The sequence below is a fragment of the Erythrobacter fulvus genome, assembly GCF_028595285.1.
GTDB classification, from domain to species: Bacteria; Pseudomonadota; Alphaproteobacteria; order Sphingomonadales; family Sphingomonadaceae; genus Erythrobacter; species Erythrobacter fulvus.
On sequence record NZ_JAQQXQ010000010.1, the window covers coordinates 99,753 to 117,395 of the forward strand.

General features: G+C 63.8%; 17 protein-coding genes. 13 read left to right on the forward strand and 4 right to left on the reverse strand.

All coding sequences use genetic code 11. The features are described from left to right. Window positions 1-49 precede the first annotated feature (49 nt). Complete coding sequence (locus OIK40_RS12785; RefSeq protein WP_273678733.1) at window positions 50-244, reverse strand: hypothetical protein; 195 nt, start codon at window positions 242-244, stop codon at window positions 50-52. A 464-nt stretch (window positions 245-708) separates the two neighbouring features. Then, window positions 709-1,035: a UrcA family protein gene (locus OIK40_RS12790; RefSeq protein ID WP_273678734.1), complete on the reverse strand. Its 327-nt coding sequence runs from the start codon at window positions 1,033-1,035 to the stop codon at window positions 709-711. A 269-nt stretch (window positions 1,036-1,304) separates the two neighbouring features. Between OIK40_RS12790 and guaA the strand changes: the two genes are divergently transcribed. The 4 genes from guaA (at window position 1,305) to OIK40_RS12810 (ending at window position 5,558) form a co-directional block, all read left to right on the forward strand. Next, window positions 1,305-2,906 (forward strand): glutamine-hydrolyzing GMP synthase, encoded by a 1,602-nt coding sequence (guaA, locus tag OIK40_RS12795; RefSeq protein WP_273678735.1) that lies wholly within the window; start codon window positions 1,305-1,307, stop codon window positions 2,904-2,906. 82 nt (window positions 2,907-2,988) lie between these two features. Further along, a complete protein-coding gene (locus OIK40_RS12800; RefSeq protein WP_273678736.1) occupies window positions 2,989-3,630 on the forward strand; it encodes a YceI family protein in 642 nt (213 codons plus the stop codon). A 216-nt stretch (window positions 3,631-3,846) separates the two neighbouring features. Further along, window positions 3,847-4,863 carry an NAD(P)H-dependent flavin oxidoreductase gene (locus OIK40_RS12805; RefSeq protein ID WP_273678737.1) on the forward strand — a complete coding sequence of 339 codons (1,017 nt, stop codon included), beginning with the start codon at window positions 3,847-3,849 and terminating at the stop codon, window positions 4,861-4,863. Window positions 4,864-5,045: 182 nt separating this feature from the next. After that, the gene (locus tag OIK40_RS12810; protein ID WP_273678738.1) at window positions 5,046-5,558 is read left to right on the forward strand and encodes a hypothetical protein; all 513 of its coding nucleotides are present in this window, start codon (window positions 5,046-5,048) and stop codon (window positions 5,556-5,558) included. Between the two features lie 15 nt (window positions 5,559-5,573). On the opposite strand, the gene OIK40_RS12815 is transcribed toward OIK40_RS12810, so the two are convergent. Further along, window positions 5,574-6,059, reverse strand: coding sequence for a hypothetical protein (locus OIK40_RS12815; protein ID WP_273678739.1), 486 nt, complete (start codon window positions 6,057-6,059; stop codon window positions 5,574-5,576). A 68-nt stretch (window positions 6,060-6,127) separates the two neighbouring features. After that, complete coding sequence (locus tag OIK40_RS12820; RefSeq protein ID WP_273678740.1) at window positions 6,128-6,388, reverse strand: zinc-finger domain-containing protein; 261 nt, start codon at window positions 6,386-6,388, stop codon at window positions 6,128-6,130. A 71-nt stretch (window positions 6,389-6,459) separates the two neighbouring features. Here OIK40_RS12820 and OIK40_RS12825 point away from each other — a divergent pair, with 71 nt between their 5' ends. From OIK40_RS12825 to OIK40_RS12865, 9 genes are all read left to right on the forward strand, one after another. Next, window positions 6,460-7,413, forward strand: a complete 954-nt coding sequence (locus tag OIK40_RS12825; RefSeq protein ID WP_273678741.1) for an ABC transporter ATP-binding protein — start codon at window positions 6,460-6,462, stop codon at window positions 7,411-7,413. 320 nt (window positions 7,414-7,733) lie between these two features. Then, window positions 7,734-9,335 (forward strand): L-aspartate oxidase, encoded by a 1,602-nt coding sequence (gene nadB, locus OIK40_RS12830; protein ID WP_273678742.1) that lies wholly within the window; start codon window positions 7,734-7,736, stop codon window positions 9,333-9,335. A gap of 94 nt (window positions 9,336-9,429) precedes the next feature. Beyond that, window positions 9,430-10,368, forward strand: coding sequence for a TraB/GumN family protein (locus OIK40_RS12835; RefSeq protein WP_273678743.1), 939 nt, complete (start codon window positions 9,430-9,432; stop codon window positions 10,366-10,368). A gap of 32 nt (window positions 10,369-10,400) precedes the next feature. Next, entirely contained in the window at window positions 10,401-11,291 is an 891-nt protein-coding gene (locus tag OIK40_RS12840; protein WP_273678744.1) for an alpha/beta fold hydrolase, read from the forward strand. A 202-nt stretch (window positions 11,292-11,493) separates the two neighbouring features. Continuing rightward, window positions 11,494-12,870, forward strand: coding sequence for a beta strand repeat-containing protein (locus tag OIK40_RS12845; protein ID WP_273678745.1), 1,377 nt, complete (start codon window positions 11,494-11,496; stop codon window positions 12,868-12,870). 571 nt (window positions 12,871-13,441) lie between these two features. Beyond that, window positions 13,442-15,463, forward strand: coding sequence for a ribonucleoside-diphosphate reductase subunit alpha (locus tag OIK40_RS12850; protein WP_273678746.1), 2,022 nt, complete (start codon window positions 13,442-13,444; stop codon window positions 15,461-15,463). 13 nt (window positions 15,464-15,476) lie between these two features. Further along, entirely contained in the window at window positions 15,477-15,824 is a 348-nt protein-coding gene (locus tag OIK40_RS12855) for a PilZ domain-containing protein (RefSeq protein ID WP_273678747.1), read from the forward strand. A 46-nt stretch (window positions 15,825-15,870) separates the two neighbouring features. Continuing rightward, window positions 15,871-16,056: a hypothetical protein gene (locus OIK40_RS12860; RefSeq protein ID WP_273678748.1), complete on the forward strand. Its 186-nt coding sequence runs from the start codon at window positions 15,871-15,873 to the stop codon at window positions 16,054-16,056. A 104-nt stretch (window positions 16,057-16,160) separates the two neighbouring features. Beyond that, complete coding sequence (locus OIK40_RS12865; RefSeq protein ID WP_273678749.1) at window positions 16,161-17,207, forward strand: ribonucleotide-diphosphate reductase subunit beta; 1,047 nt, start codon at window positions 16,161-16,163, stop codon at window positions 17,205-17,207. The last annotated feature ends 436 nt before the right edge of the window (window positions 17,208-17,643 follow it).

The following is a 17,643-nucleotide window of genomic DNA, read 5'->3' on the forward strand; positions in this document are numbered from 1 at the left end:
ATCGCCGGATAGCTGCTTTGCGCGCTTACACGATGTCCGAGGCGGGGCCTCAGACGATGAACGTGTTGAACGCGGTGCCGCTCATGACGAGGGCGAGCAGGAAGGCAATCGCCTTTTCACTGAACATGCGCATGGTTCTTTTTCCCTGTTCTGTTGTGGTTCGGGTTTGGTCCGGCGCGGCGCAGGAGAGAGGAATCGCCGCCCGGACACGAGCACCATATGGCAAGCTTCGCGTAATATTCAATCACATCGATGAATGAATATAATTCATCGCTGAAAGCGTTTTTTGCGATCACAGGGGGTTCGGAGCAAGGCGCAGCTGGAGACGCGGCCGCCAATGATAGGGGGAGGACTGGTGGCCGCGTCTCGCGTGCTGCTTGCCCGGCCTGTTGCGGCGGGGCGCCCGGCGGGGGCAGGAGGGCCAAGGGGGGGAGAACGGCCGTCCTTACCGGGTCTGGCAGGCAGGCAGAATAACCGTGTTCGGTCTCGATCTGCCGGACGATGGCCCCGCGTCGGGGAAGCCGGGGTGGAGAGAGAGGAGCCCGGCACGCATCGCGTGGTTGCCATTTGCTGTTCGATTGCGTCGAATTCAAATGAGAAAATGCCAAGGTTGGTTGCGTAAAACGCAACAAAATCCGCATTTGCCAAACGCAAGCGGCCGCCGGATCGCTCCGACGGCCGCCTTTTGTTTCAATGCTTTAAGGTCGCTCAGTTGGCGGCGACTTCACGGCCGCGGCGCGCTTCGGCGGCGGCAACGCGCTCGACTTCGGCCAGCGCCGCGGTGCGGGCTTCGGCAACGCACTTTTCGTCGACCACGGTGCGGCCATAAGCGTAACGCGCGGCGCCTTCGAGCTTGCAGGCCTGACGCAGCTTGGCGTCGATCCGCGCTTCGAGAGCGGCGCGGCCTTCTTCGCTTGTCACGTCGACATCGCCATAGGCGACGCGCAGAGTGACGGTCTGCTCACCGGCCTGCGGCGCGGCGAGAACGGGCGTGGCGACGGCGGCAAGGGCGATGAGGGGAAGAGTGAAACGCATGAGAGGTACTCCGGATTTGAGAGGGTGTCTGACATTGTGCGATGCCGCTGTCCGGCATTCGGTTGCTGTTTGAAACTCTGGTGCAGTGCACAAGAGATGTGTGCAAATGCGAAATGCGCGATAGTGGTTCCAAAGAATGCAACTTTTTCGCACCACTATTCCGGGAACCTTCTGATTTCCCTGCCCTAAAAAATTGATGCACTGCAAAATAGCTGTGCGCCCTCGCGGCGATGCTGGACAGCAGGGGGCGCGCTTCGTAATTCGCCGCCATGAGCGCGCACCCTTCCAGCCCGGCCGCGGGCGATTCCTCCGTTCCCGAATCGATCCTGATCGTCGATTTCGGGTCGCAAGTTACACAGCTGATCGCGCGCCGCGTACGCGAGGCGGGGGTCTATTCGGAAATCGCGCCTTTCACCCAGGCCGAGGCGGCGTTTGCGCGGCTCAAGCCCAAGGGCATCATTCTTTCAGGCTCCCCCGCTAGCGTGCCGGACGACGGCTCCCCGCGCGCGCCGCAGATGCTGTTCGATGCGGGCTTGCCGATCCTCGGCATCTGTTACGGGCAGCAGGTGATGACCCACCAGCTGGGCGGCGAGGTGCGGCCCGGCCATGAAACCGGCGAAGGCGGCGAATTCGGCCGCGCCTTCCTTACCGTCACCGCCGATTGCGCGCTGTTCGACGGGCTTTGGCAGGTGGGCGAGCGGCACCAGGTGTGGATGAGCCACGGCGACAAGGTGACGCAGTTCGCAGATGGCTTTGAAATCGTCGCCACCAGCGACGGCGCGCCCTTCGCGGTGATCGCGGACGAAAAGCGCCGCTTCTACGGCACGCAGTTCCACCCCGAGGTGGTCCACACCCCGGACGGCGGCAAACTGATCGCCAATTTCGTGCGCCATGTCTGCGGCCTTGCGGGCGATTGGACCATGGCGGAGTTCCGCAAGACCAAGATCGCCGAAATCCGCGCCCAGGTGGGCGACAAGAAGGTGATCTGCGGGCTTTCGGGCGGGGTCGATTCGGCGGTTGCCGCGGTGCTGATCCACGAAGCGATAGGCGACCAGCTGACATGCGTCTTCGTCGATCACGGGTTGATGCGGATGAACGAGGCCGAACAGGTCGTCACCCTGTTCCGCGATCATTACAACATCCCGCTGGTGCACGTGGAGGCCGAAGAGCTGTTCCTCGGCGGGCTGGCCGGCCTCACCGACCCCGAGGCCAAGCGCAAGTTCATCGGCAAGACCTTCATCGACGTGTTCGAGGCCGAGGCCAAGAAGATCGGCGGCGCGGATTTCCTCGCGCAGGGGACGCTCTATCCCGACGTGATCGAATCGGTCAGCTTCACCGGCGGGCCGAGCGTCACGATCAAGAGCCACCACAATGTCGGCGGCCTGCCCGAGCGCATGAACATGGCGCTGGTCGAGCCCTTGCGCGAATTGTTCAAGGACGAGGTGCGCGATCTGGGCCGCGAACTGGGCCTGCCCGATGCCTTCGTCGGTCGCCACCCCTTCCCCGGCCCCGGCCTCGCGATCCGCATCCCCGGCGAAGTCACAAAGGAACGCTGCGACATTCTGCGCAAGGCCGACGCGATCTATCTGGAAGAGATCCGCAATGCGGGCCTTTATGATGCGATCTGGCAGGCTTTCGCCGTGCTGCTGCCGGTCAAGACGGTCGGCGTGATGGGCGACGGGCGCACTTATGATTCTGTCTGCGCCCTGCGCGCCGTGACATCGACCGACGGGATGACCGCCGACGTCTTCCCCTATGACGCCGGCTTCCTCACGCGGGTCGCCACCCGCATCGTTAACGAGGTGAAGGGCATCAACCGCGTCGTCTACGATTACACGTCGAAGCCGCCGGGCACGATCGAGTGGGAATGAGGCGCTAAAGCCCCCCTTTCGGCGGCGCGGCAAATCGCATATTCCTCGCCCCGAAAGTTTTTTTGCTTCAAAGGTGTTGCCCGTGACGAACCTCCGCCCCCTTGCTGTTGCTGCCGCGCTCGCGCTCGGCCTTTCCGCCTGCGCCCAGCCTTCGGGTGCTGCATCTGACGGCGAATCTGTTGCCGCTGTGCCGGTGACCGAAGCGGCGTGGACGCTCGATCCGGCGACTTCGCGCCTGTCCTATGTCAGCATCAAGGCGGGCGAGATTGCCGAAGCCAACCGCTTCGACACGCTGTCGGGCAGCGTCGCGGCCGATGGCACCGCAACGATCGATATCGATCTGGCTTCGGTCAACACCGGGGTCGACATCCGTAACGAACGGATGCGCGAAATCTTCTTCCAGGTCGTGGACAATCCCAAGGCTGTGGTGACGGCGCAGCTGGATCCGGCGGCCTTTGCCGGCCTTGCGGTCGGCCAGTCGTTGACCCGTCCGCTTAAAGCGACGCTCGCGCTCAAGGGCGTGGAACAGGAGATCGAGACCGAAGTGCTCGTCACCCGCGCCGCCGACGATCGCGTCACGGTGGTGCCGACCGCGCCGGTTATCATCACCACCGACATGTTCGAATTGACCGACGAACTGGGCGAGCTGCGTGCGCTGGCGCAACTGCCGTCGATCACGCCTGCGGTGCCGGTTACCTTCGCGCTGTCCTTCACCCGCGACTGATCCGGTCTTTCCGGACAGATTGCGCTGGATCAATGTATTCCGGCCCTGTGCGGGGCATTTCCGTTTTTGCCGGGTAGGCCGGGAGCGACCCGATCCCATCGTATCCCAGCCTCCCGGTTCCTCGCACAAAATTGCATCCGGGCTGACGCTACGGCGCGCAGGGCCTGCGCTGTGCCTCTCCAAAAGCGGGCTTGAAAGCACGCCGCAAACAGGCTTGTGTCCCCGTCAAACGCAGCTTTTGACGGGAGAGAATACGCCATGAAGACCGCCATCACCGAAATGTTCGGCATCGAGCATCCGATCATCCAGGGCGGCATGCACTATGTCGGTTTCGCGGAGATGGCCGCCGCGGTTTCGAATGCGGGCGGGCTGGGCATCATCACCGGGCTGACGCAGGGCACGCCCGAAAAGCTCGCCAACGAAATTGCACGTTGCAAGGACATGACCGACAAGCCCTTCGGCGTGAATCTCACCATCCTCCCGACCCTCACGCCGCCCGACTATCCGGGGCTGGTAAAGGCCGTGATCGACGGGGGTGTGAAGGTGGTCGAGACTGCCGGGCGCAACCCGGTCGAGCTGCTGCCGCCGCTGAAGGATGCCGGGATCAAGGTGATCCACAAGTGCACCAGCGTGCGCCACAGCCTCAAGGCGCAGGAGATCGGGTGCGACGCGGTGAGCGTCGACGGGTTCGAATGCGGCGGCCACCCGGGCGAGGATGACGTGCCCAACTTCATCCTGCTGCCGCGTGCGGCTGACGAACTGGAGATCCCCTTCGTATCCAGCGGCGGCATGGCCGACGGGCGCAGCCTTGTGGCGAGCCTCGCGATGGGTGCGCAGGGGATGAACATGGGCACCCGCTTCATCGCCACCAAGGAAGCGCCGGTTCACGAGAACGTGAAGCAGGCGATCCTCGCCGCGAGCGAGCTCGATACCCGCCTTGTGATGCGCCCGCTGCGCAACACCGAGCGTGTGCTTAACAATGCCGCAGTCGAGCGCCTGATCCAGAAGGAGAAGGACCTCGGCGATGCCATCACCATTCAGGACATCCTGCCCGAAGTCGCCGGGGTCTATCCCAAGATCATGACCGAAGGCGCGATGGACGAAGGCGCGTGGAGCTGCGGCATGGTTGCCGGGCTGATCCACGACATCCCGACCTGCAAGGAACTGATCGACCGGATCATGCTACAGGCCGAGGAAATCATCGCCCGCATGCAGGCGATGGCCCGCGCCTGACACCATCTCGACGTGGGACAGTTCTTGCCCGCCGCCTAGGTATCCGTCCGCATTATCCTGAGCCGCGACCTGCGGCATCATCCTTGCGTGGTCGCGTTCTCGGGAGAGTCGGGCGCGGCGATTCGCAACGCTGCCGGCCGGCTACAGGAGGCTGATGGGCGGTGCCGCTCGCGGAGGAAGTGATGGGACTGGTTTTTGATCCGGCTGCCCTTGGCGGGCTGGCCGGGCTGATAGCTGTGGCGAGCTGGGCGCTGGGCCGGATACATGGCAGCCGTGCCGGGCCCGCGCGCCCGGACAGGGCCGGAATGCCCGCGGATGTCCCGTCGGCGGAGGTCGGGGCGGTTTCATCCCGGGCCCATGGCGGAAGCAACGCGCGCGCCGCGACGTCACCATGCCAGCAACGCGCACAGGAAGAACGCCGCGCATTGCTGTCCCGCCCGGTGGCGCTCGCCGAGCTTCACGCCGAAGTCACTGCGATCCGCCGCGACGAACGTATTCTGGAGCGCGCGCCGGACAGTCGGGAACCGATCATTCTGCGCAGCAGCGTCGAGGGGGGCGCAGCCGTGTGCCGCTATATCGGATTGAGCGGGCGACCCACCTGCCCCGCAGCCACACGATCTGCCTGCCCCGACCGTCAGGCTTGCGGCGGCATGGCGGCGGAACCGATGATGCCGGCCTTGTCCGACCGGATGTGACGCGGGCGAGGGGGATCAGCCCTCGCCGGAATCGTCTTCTTTCACCCGGGTGTAGGGGATGAAGTCCTCGAAGAAGACCGCGCCGGTAAAGAACCCGACATTGCGATCGATCGTGGTCATCACGTCGAGCCGGCACAGCTCGCTGGCATTGAACCGCCGCGTAACCAGCGCGTCGCTGCCGTCGATATCCTCGGGGTTGCGGGTGCGCTGGACATAGATCGTGTTGCCGCGCCCATAGACATAGGCGGTCTTGTCGATCGTCTCCATCGGCATGTTCGGGAAGGTCCGGATGCAGCGCACCGGTTCACCGGCGACACGGCCTTCGAGCAGTTTGGCGAGCCGCTTTTCACCCTTGGTCATCGGCGCGGCCTCGGCCTCGGCCTTGGTCTCGACATCGCCCTGACCCGTGTCTTGCGCGATTGCGGGCACGGCCAGAGCCGCCGCGAGCGCAGCTGCAATCCCGGCGATCAGAGGGCGGATGGAAGCTGAGAGGTAGGTCACGGTCGATTCTCCGCTGGTAGGATGATCTCTACCTAGCACAGATCGCCTTAACCCGCGCTGAGCGCGAATCAGCCGCGCGCGGGGCTCGCCCCTGACGAAATGTCGGGCAGGGCGGCCTGATCCGCCCCATCGGCCGGGCCGCCGCGCAGCACGAAGCGCCGGTCGCAATAGCCGCAATCGACATAGCCGTGTTCGTCGATTTCGAGGAACACGCGCGGGTGGCCAAGCGCGGCCGGGCGATAACCCGCGCCGCCGCGGATGTCGCTGGCGCCGTCGCAGCTGACGCGCCGCGTATCGACCAGCAGGACTTCGGGAGGGGCAATGCTCATGCGCCTGCCGATACCTGCGCCGCCGCCCGAGTGCAATTGCCTTTGGCGCAGGGCTTGCCTAGGGCGATGCCATGTCCGCTCAACCCGCCATCCGCATCGACAACCTCGTCAAACGCTATGCCCCTGCCAAGGGGGCCAACGGCACGGTGACAGAGGGCAAGCTTGCGCTCGGCGGGGTCAGCTTCGATGTGCCCGAAGGATCGATCTTCGGATTGCTCGGCCCCAATGGCGCGGGCAAGTCGACGCTGATCAACATCCTTGCAGGGCTGGTCAACAAGACATCGGGCACGGCGGAGATCTGGGGTTTCGATATCGACCGGCACCGCCGCAATGCGAGCCGTTCGATCGGGATTGTCCCGCAGGAAATCGTGTTCGATCCTTTCTTCACCCCGTTCGAGGTGCTGGAAAACCAGGCCGGCTTCTACGGCATCCCCGCGGCCCTGCGCCGCAGCGAGGAATTGCTGCAAGCAGTGCGGCTGGCCGACAAGCGCAATGCCTATGCCCGCACCCTGTCGGGGGGCATGAAACGCCGCCTGCTGGTGGCCAAGGCGATGGTGCATTCCCCGCCGATCCTCGTGCTGGATGAACCCACTGCCGGGGTCGATGTCGATCTGCGCCGCCAGCTGTGGGAACTGGTGAGCGAACTCAACCGCGAAGGCGTGACGGTGGTGCTAACCACGCACTATCTCGAAGAGGCAGAGGAACTGTGCGATCGCATCGCGATCATCAACCATGGCCAGATGATCGCCAACAAACCGACCCGCGAGCTGGTCGATATGGCGCGCGAGAAGGTGGTTGCGGTCACTGCCGCCGCCGATCTTGCCGCGGCACCTGCGCATGATGCCTTTGTGCGGGTGGAATGGGATGGCGCACGCGAGGTAGAGGTGACCTACGACAAGGACCGGATGAGCGCTGGCCAGGTGCTCGCGATCCTGCAGGAGCAAGGGCTGGTGATCGAGGATGTCACCACCCGCGAACCCGATCTCGAAGACGTTTTCGTGCAATTGACCGGCAGCGCTGCCTAGTCCTCGCGCTTGCGCCACTTGCGGTGGCCGACCCGCAGGATCGCCGCGCTGCAATGGCGGCACTCTCCGACATAATGCTTGCCGTCCCATTTCACCTTGCGCCGGAGGGGCTCGTGTCTGTCGACGGCGCATCCGATGAATGAAATGAAGGACATAGGAGAGATAATTCCGGCTTCAGGGTTGGCTTTTCCGGGCCGACCCGGCGACCGACTGCGTCTGGTGGGCCGAGCCTAGGTAGAAAGCCATAAGTCACATTCCTTAAGCGCGTGTGACAGTGCATGGCCCTTGCCCGCCGCCCGATTGCGCGCCATGGCACGCAAATGGCGACGGAGAATGGATTGCGACAGGCGCATGACGTTGTGGTGATCGGATCGGGCGCTGCCGGGCTGACGGCGGCGTTGGCGCTGGCCGAGACCCGCAGCGTGCTGGTGCTGGCCAAGGGCACGCTTACCGGCGGATCGACCGCTTGGGCGCAAGGCGGGATCGCTGCGGTGCTCGATACCGGCGACACCTTCGAGGATCACATCCGCGACACCATGGTCGCGGGCGCGGGCCTGAACGACCTCGCCACGGTCGAATTCGTGATCGAGCGCGCCCCGCAGTCGATCGACCGGCTGTGCGAGCTGGGCGTGCCGTTCAACCGCGATGCGGATTCGCTCCACCTCACCCGCGAAGGCGGCCATTCGCACCGGCGCATCGTCCATGTCGACGATGCCACCGGCTGGGCGGTGCAGGAGGCGTTGCTGAAAGCCGCCGAGGCCAATCCCAACATCACCCTGTTGCCCGGACGCACCTGCATCGATCTCATCACCGATCGCCACCGCGAGCATTTCTCCGCCGCGGGCCGCGTTTGGGGCGTCTATGCGCTCAACGAGGAAACCGGGCGGGTCGAACGCCATGTCGCCCGTGCGACCGTGCTGGCCAGCGGCGGGGCGGGGCGCGTGTATCAATTCTCCACCGCTCCGCGCGGCGCCACCGGGGACGGGATCGCGATGGCATGGCGGGCAGGCGCGCGCGTCTCCAACATGGAGATGATGCAGTTCCACCCGACCTGCCTCTACAATCTCGACGTGAAGAACTTTCTGATCACCGAGGCTGTGCGCGGTGAGGGCGGGCACCTGCTCCACCCCGAAACCGGCCGCCGTTTCATGGTCGATTACGACCCTGAACGCATGGAACTGGCCCCGCGCGATGTGGTGGCCCGCGCGATCGACGACCAGATCAAGCGCTTCGGCCTCGATTACGTCCACCTCAATATCAGCCACCAGCCGGCGGACTTCGTGCGTGAGCACTTCCCGACGATCTACGACAAGCTGATGGGCCTCGGCATCGACATGACGAAGCAGCCGATCCCGGTCGTCCCGGCGCAGCACTATACTTGCGGCGGAGTGGTGGTCGGCCTCGACGCGCGCACCGATGTGCCGGGGCTGTGGGCCGCGGGCGAATGCACCGAAAGCGGCCTGCACGGCGCGAACCGGCTCGCGTCCAACAGTTTGCTCGAATGCTTCGTGTTCGGCGAGGCGGCGGCGCAGGACATCCTGTCGCGCTGGGACACGCTGGAAGCGCCCCCTGCGGTTCTGCCATGGGACGAAAGCCGCGTGACGGACTCGGACGAAGAAGTCGTCATCAAACAGAACTGGACCGAAATCCGCCGCTTCATGTGGAACTATGTCGGCATCGTGCGCACCACCAAGCGGCTCGAACGCGCCGCCCACCGCATCGCCCTGCTGAAACGCGAGGTGGAGGAATATTACGGCGCGTTCCGGGTGACGACCGATCTGATCGAGCTACGCAACCTGCTGCAATCGGCGGAACTGATCGTGACAAGCGCCCTGCACCGCAAGGAGAGCCGGGGGCTGCATTACACGATGGACTATCCCGACATGGCGGCGGAGGCGAAGGATACGGTGCTGGTGCCTTAGGGCCGCTGTGATCGGGCAGGGCGGGTTCGGTCAGGGTTCATCTCGCCGCGTCTAGCCGGACAGGGCATTGAACCAACCAACCGAGAGGCGACCGATGAAGAAACTGCTTTGCGCGCTTTGTATGGCTGCGCTGGCCGCCCCCCTCGCCGCGCAGGACGATCCTGCTCCCACCGAAAACGCGCCAGAAAATTCAATAGTCGTCACTGCGCAGCGTTCCGGCGCGCCGATGTGGACTATCGACACGCCCAGCGGCACCATCATCCTCGTCGGCGAGATCCGGGCGATCCCGAAAACCACGCCGTGGCAGCCCGACCGGCTCGAGGATGCGACCAAGGCTGCGGACCGCGTCATCCTCGGCGCGAAGCCCAAGATTTCGCCCGGCGATGTGCTGCGGCTGATGTTCTCCGGCTCGAAATTCACCAAGCTGCCCGACAAGACCGTGGCGAGCCAGTATCTGACCCCCGAACAATGGGCGCGGCTCTCGATGCTGGGCGAAGCGCATGACGAAGATTATTCGCGCCAGTCCTTCCTGATCACGTCCTTCGAGATGCTGCGCAAGGAATTGCGCTTCAACCGCAACACCGCGCGCGACGCCTCGGACGTCGTGAAGGACGCCGCCGAGAAGGCCGATGTCCCCATCACCCGCGCCGCCACCCTGCGCGGCGAGGATATCATCGACAACCTCGCCGATGCGCCGCCGACCGCGCATATCCCCTGCCTCACCTCAGCGATGGACGCATTGGAAACGGGCCCCGACATCGTCGAACAGCGCGGGGCGGACTGGCGGCGCTATGATATTCCCGCGGTGATGGCGAACCCGCTCGAACAGGCGCTGGGCCGCTGCTGGCCCTGGGCGGACGAGACTTTGGGCAGCGAACTCAGGACCATCTGGGTCGATCGGATCGCCGAAGCCAGCGCCGTGAAGGGCACGACGCTGGCGGTGGTGCCGCTCAGGGTGTTGGCGGAAAGCGACGGCGTGCTTGACCAATTGGCGCTGCGCGGCTTCGATATAGCCGGACCCGCGTGGAAGTGACCGCGCGGGCGTGAGAGAGGATCGCCGCACCAATGCCCACCGTCACCACGCCCAATACCGGTATCGAGATCTTCTACGAGGACCACGGCGATCCCGCGCATGAAACCATCCTGCTGGTGATGGGCCTCGGCGCGCAGCTGACCTTGTGGCCCGATGAACTGGTCGAGGCGCTGACGGGCGAGGGCTTCCGCGTCATCCGTTACGATAACCGCGACATCGGCCTTAGCCAGAAGATGGAAGGCGCCCGCGCGCCCTCGCTCCCGATCCAGCTGCTGCGCAAGAAGATCGGCTTTCCGGCCAAGGTCCCCTATACCCTCACCGACATGGCGCATGACGGGATCGGGCTGCTCGATGCGCTCGGCATCGGTCAGGCGCACGTCGTCGGCGCATCGATGGGGGGCATGATCGTCCAGCTGATGGCGGTGCATCACCCCGATCGGCTGATGAGCATGACCTCGATCATGTCGACCACCGGCAACGGCAAGCTGCCGCAGGCCGAAAAGCACGCGATGGAGGCACTGATCGCCCCGCTGAAGAGCATGGACGAGGAAAGCCTTGTCGCCCACGGTCTGAATATCGCGAAGAATATCGGCAGCCCGGGCTTCCCCTTCGATCCCGAACAGCAGCGCGAGAAGGTGCTGCGGAACGTGCGCCGCTCGGTCTATCCGGCGGGCCTGCCGCGCCAACTGGCCGCGATCATCGACGACGGCTGCCGCCGTTCGCGCCTTGCCAATGTGCGCACGCCGACGCTGGTGCTGCACGGCGAGGCCGATCCGCTGGTGAAGCTGGAGGCGGGCGAGGATACCGCGCGCCACATCTCCGGTGCGCGGCTGGTGACGATTCCGGGCTGGGGCCACGACATTCCCCCCGAACTGGTCGGCCGCGTGGCCGAGGAGATCGTGGTTCACGCCCGTCAGGGCTGACCCCGAGCGAGCCGTTTTCGCCGTATTTGCCCGGATACGGGACAGGGCCGTCAGGCTTGCCTCGCGGACAAGGCCGGGACCCGACCCCGGGTTAATAAGGTGTTACCCCTAAGCCTTTGACGCTTTCTGGTGCCGCTGTGCACAGCGTCCGCAGCCGTTCCGGGGCCATCCGCTCCGAAAGCTGCGATGGGGGGAGAGAAAAATGAACAAGGTAATCTTGGGCGGCGCGTCGCTGCTGGCGCTGGCAATGGCCGTTCCGGCTTTGGCGCAGGTCAACAACACCAGCATTGTGACCCAGTCGGGTAGCACGCAGGACGCCGAGGTGGTGCAAAGCGGCCTGGGCAACACCTCCACCGTCGAGCAGAGCAATGCCAATAATGATGCCGAAGTCACGCAGTCGAGCACGGGCAGCACCTCAAACGTGACGCAATCGGGCAACGGTGATCGGGCACTTGTCAATCAGGCTGCCGCTGTCAGCACCTCGCGCGTCACGCAGTCGGGCACCAGCGGTTACGTCGAGGTCGCGCAAGTCGGCGACGATCAGGATTCGACCGTTACGCAAAGCGGCAACAATAATGACGCCAATGTGTTCCAGGCGGCGACGGGCAATATGTCGACGGTGACGCAAAGCGGTTCCAGCCAGATCGCCGACGTCGACCAGACCGGCGCGGGCAACACCAGCACGCTGACCCAGTCGACCAACAATTACACCGCCAACATCATCCAGTCGGGCGACGTTAACACCGCGACCACGACCCAGCTCGATGCGGGTGTGTTCGGCAATACGGGAAGCACCGTCAATACGACGCAGGCTGGTAACGGGAACACCGCGACGGTGAACCAGCGCAGCATCAATTCGACCAGCAACATCACCCAGATGCTGGGCGCCGACGGCAACACCGCAACGGTGACGCAGGGCGCCGTCTCGCGCCGCCAGACCAGCAACATCACCCAGTCTGGCGACTTCAACACGATCACCGTGCAGCAGGGTGTCAACGGCTCGGGCCCGACCGATGACGACAATCTCAGCAATGTCACCCAGAGCGGCAACGGCAATGTCGGCACTGTGCGCCAGTACCTCAGGAACGGCACCAGCACGCTGACCCAGAGCGGCAGCGGAAATACCGCGACGACCGAGCAGGGCATCACCGGTGTCGGTTCGGGTTTCGGCCCCTTTACGGCGACTGTGATCCAATCGGGTAGCGGCAACACCTCGGACGTGTTCCAGCGCTCGATCGCCAGCACGGTTTATGTCGAGCAGATCGGGGCGGGCAACACGTCCTCGGTCACGCAGCAGTTCTACAATAGCGGCACCAATGCCAACTCGGGCAACAGCGCGACGGTGATGCAGTACGGCGATCTGGGCGATTCGGAGATCACCCAGAGCGGCAATGATCACATCGCGACGCTCGATCAGTATGGCGACCTGAACGATTCCTTCATCACCCAGACCGGGGCGACGAACAGGGCGAATGTGACGCAGGACAGCTTCGAGAACCTCTCCAGGATCACGCAAGGCGGATCGGGCAACGTCGCCACGGTGAACCAGAATGCACCGCCCCCGCCCCCGGCCCCGTAAGCACGCGGCGCGCGATCACAGGAATGCGAAAGGGGCGGCGCCGGATGGTGCCGCCCTTTTTCATTGCGGGCGCGGTTCCTCTAGGATCCGGGGGCACGCCCGGACGCAACAATCATGCAGCCGGACGTGCAAAAGATTCACGGATTGATTCACATGATTCAATCACCAAATTTTTCTTCACAGATTCAATTTGGGGCTTGTCAGGCACGCGACTCAAGCTTGCTCCACGCGTCGCGCCGTTTCGGGCCATGGCCAGATGGCCGGACATGGTGATTTAAGGGTTAATCGCCCGTTGACGTGGAATCGTACCTGATTCAGTATCTAGTGGTTCGGTTCAAAGCGGACCCCCAAGCATTGGTGACTCCCCGTAGAAAGCCCCCAGGGGTGACAGGGGGCGGAGTCGCTGCCGGGACGGGGGAATGCGGCGAACCGGGAGGCGAATGACAAGCCGGCCTGTGGAGCCCTCGGGGGACATCCTGTTGGCGGGTTTGTGGATCGTCCTGTATAGAACAGAATCGGAACGCGGGCCTTGTGCCGGGTTGTGATTCGGGGGACACAAGTGGGGCAAGCGATGGAATTCAAGGCGAGCGATGGCGTGACGGACGAAGTGCTGAACGAAGTGGATGCGGGCGCTGCGGCCCCGGTGAAGGATGAAAAGGCCGTGACGATGAACAAGGCGGATACCGGTTCGGACGCGCTGATCGCCGCCAAGGCGACCGAAGCGCTCGCCGGCGCGATGGTCGAAGCGGCCAAGCAGGCGGCCGCACCCGACAGCAAGAAGGTGAATGATCGTCGCTTCACGATCACGACCGATGCGGCGCGCGATGCCAACCTGACCGAATTCGGCAAGGAAACCCTGACCGACCGTTACCTGCTGCCCGGCGAAAGCTATCAGGATCTGTTCGCCCGCGTGGCGGATGCCTACGCCGATGATCAGGACCACGCCCAGCGATTGTATGACTACATCTCGAACCTGTGGTTCATGCCGGCAACGCCGGTGCTGTCGAACGGCGGCACCAACCGCGGCCTGCCGATTTCGTGCTATCTCAACTCGGTGTCCGACAGCCTCGAAGGCATCGTCGGCACCTGGAACGAGAACGTGTGGCTCGCCTCGAAGGGCGGCGGGATCGGCACCTATTGGGGCAATGTCCGCGGCATCGGCGAACCGGTCGGCCTCAACGGCAAGACCAGCGGCATCATTCCCTTCGTGCGGGTGATGGACAGCCTGACGCTGGCGATTTCGCAGGGCTCGCTGCGGCGCGGCTCGGCGGCGTGCTATCTCGATATCTCGCACCCCGAGATCGAGGAGTTCCTCGAAATCCGCAAACCTTCGGGCGACTTCAACCGCAAGGCGCTGAACCTGCACCACGGCGTGCTCGTCACCGACGATTTCATGGCGGCTGTGCGCGACGGCGCCGAATTCGAGCTCAAGAGCCCGAAGGACGGCAGCGTGCGCGGCAAGGTGGATGCGCGTTCGCTGTTCCAGAAGCTGGTCGAAACCCGGCTCGCGACGGGCGAACCCTACATCGTCTTCTCCGACACCGTGAACCGGATGATGCCCAAGCATCACCGCGAGCTGGGCCTCAAGGTCTCGACTTCGAACCTGTGCTCGGAAATCACGCTGCCGACCGGTATCGACCACCTCGGCAATGATCGCACCGCGGTGTGCTGCCTGTCCTCGCTCAACCTCGAAAAGTGGGACGAGTGGAACACCGACAAGCAGTTTATCGAGGACGTGATGCGCTTCCTCGACAACGTGCTGCAGGACTATATCGACCGCGCGCCGGACGAGATGGCCCGCGCCAAGTATTCCGCCGCGCGCGAACGTTCGGTCGGCCTCGGGGTGATGGGCTTCCACTCCTATCTCCAGTCCAAGGGCATCGCCATGGAAAGCGCGATGGCCAAGGCGGTGAACCTGAAGATGTTCAAGCATGTTCACGCCAAGGCGTCGGAAGCCTCGATGCTGCTGGCGCAGGAACGCGGGCCCTGCCCCGATGCCGCCGACATGGGCGCGATGGAGCGGTTCAGCTGCAAGATGGCGATCGCGCCGACCGCGTCGATCAGCATCATCTGCGGCGGCACCTCGGCCTGTATCGAACCGATCCCGGCCAATATCTACACCCACAAGACCCTGTCGGGCAGCTTCATCGTCAAGAACCCCTATCTTGAAAAGCTGCTGGAAAAGAAGGCGAAGAATTCCAACAATGTATGGAATTCGATCCTCGAACGCGGCGGGTCGGTGCAGCACCTCGACTTCCTCACGCCGGAGGAAAAGGCGACCTACAAGACCAGCTTCGAGATCGACCAGCGCTGGCTGCTCGAATTCGCGGCCGATCGTACGCCCTACATCGATCAGGCCCAGTCGCTGAACCTGTTCATCCCGGCCGACGTCGACAAGTGGGACCTGATGATGCTGCACTACCAGGCGTGGGAAAAGGGCATCAAATCGCTCTACTACCTGCGCTCCAAGAGCGTGCAGCGCGCCGGCTTCGTCGGCGGGGTGGAAGCGGACAACACGCCCGAACTCGCGAAGATCGAACTGGCCGCCGGCGGCGAGCAGACCGATTACGAGGAATGCCTGAGCTGCCAGTGAGCTAGTAGACGCAATGCGCAGCCGCCGCCACTCACGCATCCCGACGACCGCGACCGGATCGTGCCGGACATCGCGCGGGATGCAGTGGGACCTTGCGCTGGCGGACCTGTCGGAAGGCGGATGCCGGCTCGACGATCCTCGCGGGCAATTGCGGCTGGGCGAATTCGTCCGGCTCTACATCGCCGGCACCGGGCCGCACATGGCCGAGGTGGCATGGCGGCAGGGGGCGCGGGTCGGGATCGAATTTTCCCGTCCGCTGCCGCCGCGGGTGTTCCACCTGCTTGCCGCTGCGGACTGGGGCGGAGCGCAGTCCGCCTTCGAGGAAGACCGCAGCAATCTGCCGGTCAGGCGGATGATCTGATTATGGCCCGCCCCGGCCACAACGGGGCAGGAAGAAGGGGGAAGGAATGAATCTGCCGTTCGGAATGGGGATTTTCGGCCTCGTCGTGTGCGCGATCTTCGCGTTCACCGCGATCCGCGAATTGCGCCGCGACCGGCCCGGCCATGCGCGCAACGCGGCGATGATCCACATCGCCATGGTGTCGATGTTCGTGCCTTTCTGCATCTACGTGCTTGTCGCCTACGCCCCCTGATTTCCACACCGTGAATCCGCGGCGCCCCGCGCGCCGTATCTGACAAACCGACTGCAACCGCCTATATTGGCCCTTACAGACATCCAATCGAAGGAAGACCGCCGATGTCGCTGCTCGAAGCCCGCACCACCTACAAGCCGTTCCAGTATCCGTGGGCCTATGACTTCTGGAAGCGCCAGCAGCAGATCCACTGGATGCCCGAGGAAGTCCCTCTGGGCGAGGATTGCCGCGACTGGGCGCAGAAGATCACCGATCACGAGCGCAATCTGCTCACCCAGATCTTCCGCTTCTTCACCCAGGCCGATGTCGAGGTGCAGAACTGCTACCACGACAATTACGGCCGCGTGTTCAAGCCGACGGAAGTGAAGATGATGCTCGCCGCCTTCTCCAACATGGAGACGGTGCACATCGCCGCCTATTCGCACCTGCTCGACACCATCGGCATGCCCGAGGCGGAATACAGCGCCTTCCTCGAATACGAGGAGATGAAGGACAAGCATGACTTCCTCGGCCAGTTCGGCGTCGATACGGATGAGGATATCGCCCGCACGCTGGCGGCCTTCGGCGGCTTTACCGAAGGGCTCCAGCTCTTCGCCAGCTTTGCCATGCTGATGAACTTCCCGCGCTTCAACAAGATGAAGGGCATGGGCCAGATCGTCAGCTGGTCGGTGCGCGACGAATCGCTGCACTGCGAAGGCATCATCAAGCTGTTCCACACCTTCTGCGAGGAACGCCAGTGCCTCACCAAGGCGGTGAAGGAAGACCTGATCGACATCTGCCAGAAGACCGTGCGGCTGGAAGACAACTTCATCGATCTCGCCTTCGAACTCGGCCCCGTCGACGGGATGAGCCCCAAGGATATCAAGAAGTATATCCGCTACATCGCCGACTGGCGCCTGAAGCAGCTCGGCCTGCAGCCGATCTACCTGATCGACGATCACCCGCTGCCGTGGCTCCAGCCGCTGCTCAACGGGGTGGAGCACGCCAACTTCTTCGAAACCCGCGCGACCGAATATTCCAAGGGCGCCACCCGCGGCGACTGGAACACCGTGTGGTCAAGCTTCGACAAGCGCCAGAAGGCCAAGGCGGTCAACGAGGACGGCGTCGAAGCGGACGGTCCGGGGCTGTTTGGAGCTGAGGCTGCGGAGTAGGGGGTGCGCATTGGACGAAGAGACGCCATCGTTCGATCCGAACAAATTTGCCGCTGAGGTCGTTCTTCAAGGAACTGAGCGCGCGGCCAAACAGTTTGGCAACTCTGCTCCGGTAGCCAGCATTCGGCGGCTCTACCAACAGCTTACTAATGCATACCAGCCGTATCTTGAGAAGACCTATCGGCGTGTTAGTACGATAAGGACGTTCCTAAAGCCTACAGAATCAATAGATTTGTTGTCGGCCTATGTTCCGGTCGACTTAGGCTCAGGACCCATTAAATTCTTGCATTGGCGGCGATGCCTTGATTCACTCGCAGGTGCTGCGGGTGTCTGAGCTTTGGTTGTTGAGCGAGGCGCAGATGCGCCGGATTGAGCCTTATTTCCCACTGTCGCACGGCATCCCGCGGGTCGATGATCGGCGGATCGTGAGCGGCAT

Coding starts and splice junctions, on each gene's coding strand:
- OIK40_RS12845 (WP_273678745.1), top strand. CDS start 11,494: ATGAACAAGGTAATCTTGGGCGGCGCGTCGCTGCTGGCGCTGGCAATG.
- OIK40_RS12790 (WP_273678734.1), bottom strand. CDS start 1,035: ATGCGTTTCACTCTTCCCCTCATCGCCCTTGCCGCCGTCGCCACGCCC.
- OIK40_RS12865 (WP_273678749.1), top strand. CDS start 16,161: ATGTCGCTGCTCGAAGCCCGCACCACCTACAAGCCGTTCCAGTATCCG.
- OIK40_RS12840 (WP_273678744.1), top strand. CDS start 10,401: ATGCCCACCGTCACCACGCCCAATACCGGTATCGAGATCTTCTACGAG.
- OIK40_RS12835 (WP_273678743.1), top strand. CDS start 9,430: ATGAAGAAACTGCTTTGCGCGCTTTGTATGGCTGCGCTGGCCGCCCCC.
- guaA (WP_273678735.1), top strand. CDS start 1,305: ATGAGCGCGCACCCTTCCAGCCCGGCCGCGGGCGATTCCTCCGTTCCC.
- OIK40_RS12820 (WP_273678740.1), bottom strand. CDS start 6,388: ATGAGCATTGCCCCTCCCGAAGTCCTGCTGGTCGATACGCGGCGCGTC.
- OIK40_RS12825 (WP_273678741.1), top strand. CDS start 6,460: ATGTCCGCTCAACCCGCCATCCGCATCGACAACCTCGTCAAACGCTAT.
- OIK40_RS12810 (WP_273678738.1), top strand. CDS start 5,046: ATGGGACTGGTTTTTGATCCGGCTGCCCTTGGCGGGCTGGCCGGGCTG.
- OIK40_RS12855 (WP_273678747.1), top strand. CDS start 15,477: ATGCGCAGCCGCCGCCACTCACGCATCCCGACGACCGCGACCGGATCG.
- nadB (WP_273678742.1), top strand. CDS start 7,734: ATGGCGACGGAGAATGGATTGCGACAGGCGCATGACGTTGTGGTGATC.
- OIK40_RS12860 (WP_273678748.1), top strand. CDS start 15,871: ATGAATCTGCCGTTCGGAATGGGGATTTTCGGCCTCGTCGTGTGCGCG.
- OIK40_RS12850 (WP_273678746.1), top strand. CDS start 13,442: ATGGAATTCAAGGCGAGCGATGGCGTGACGGACGAAGTGCTGAACGAA.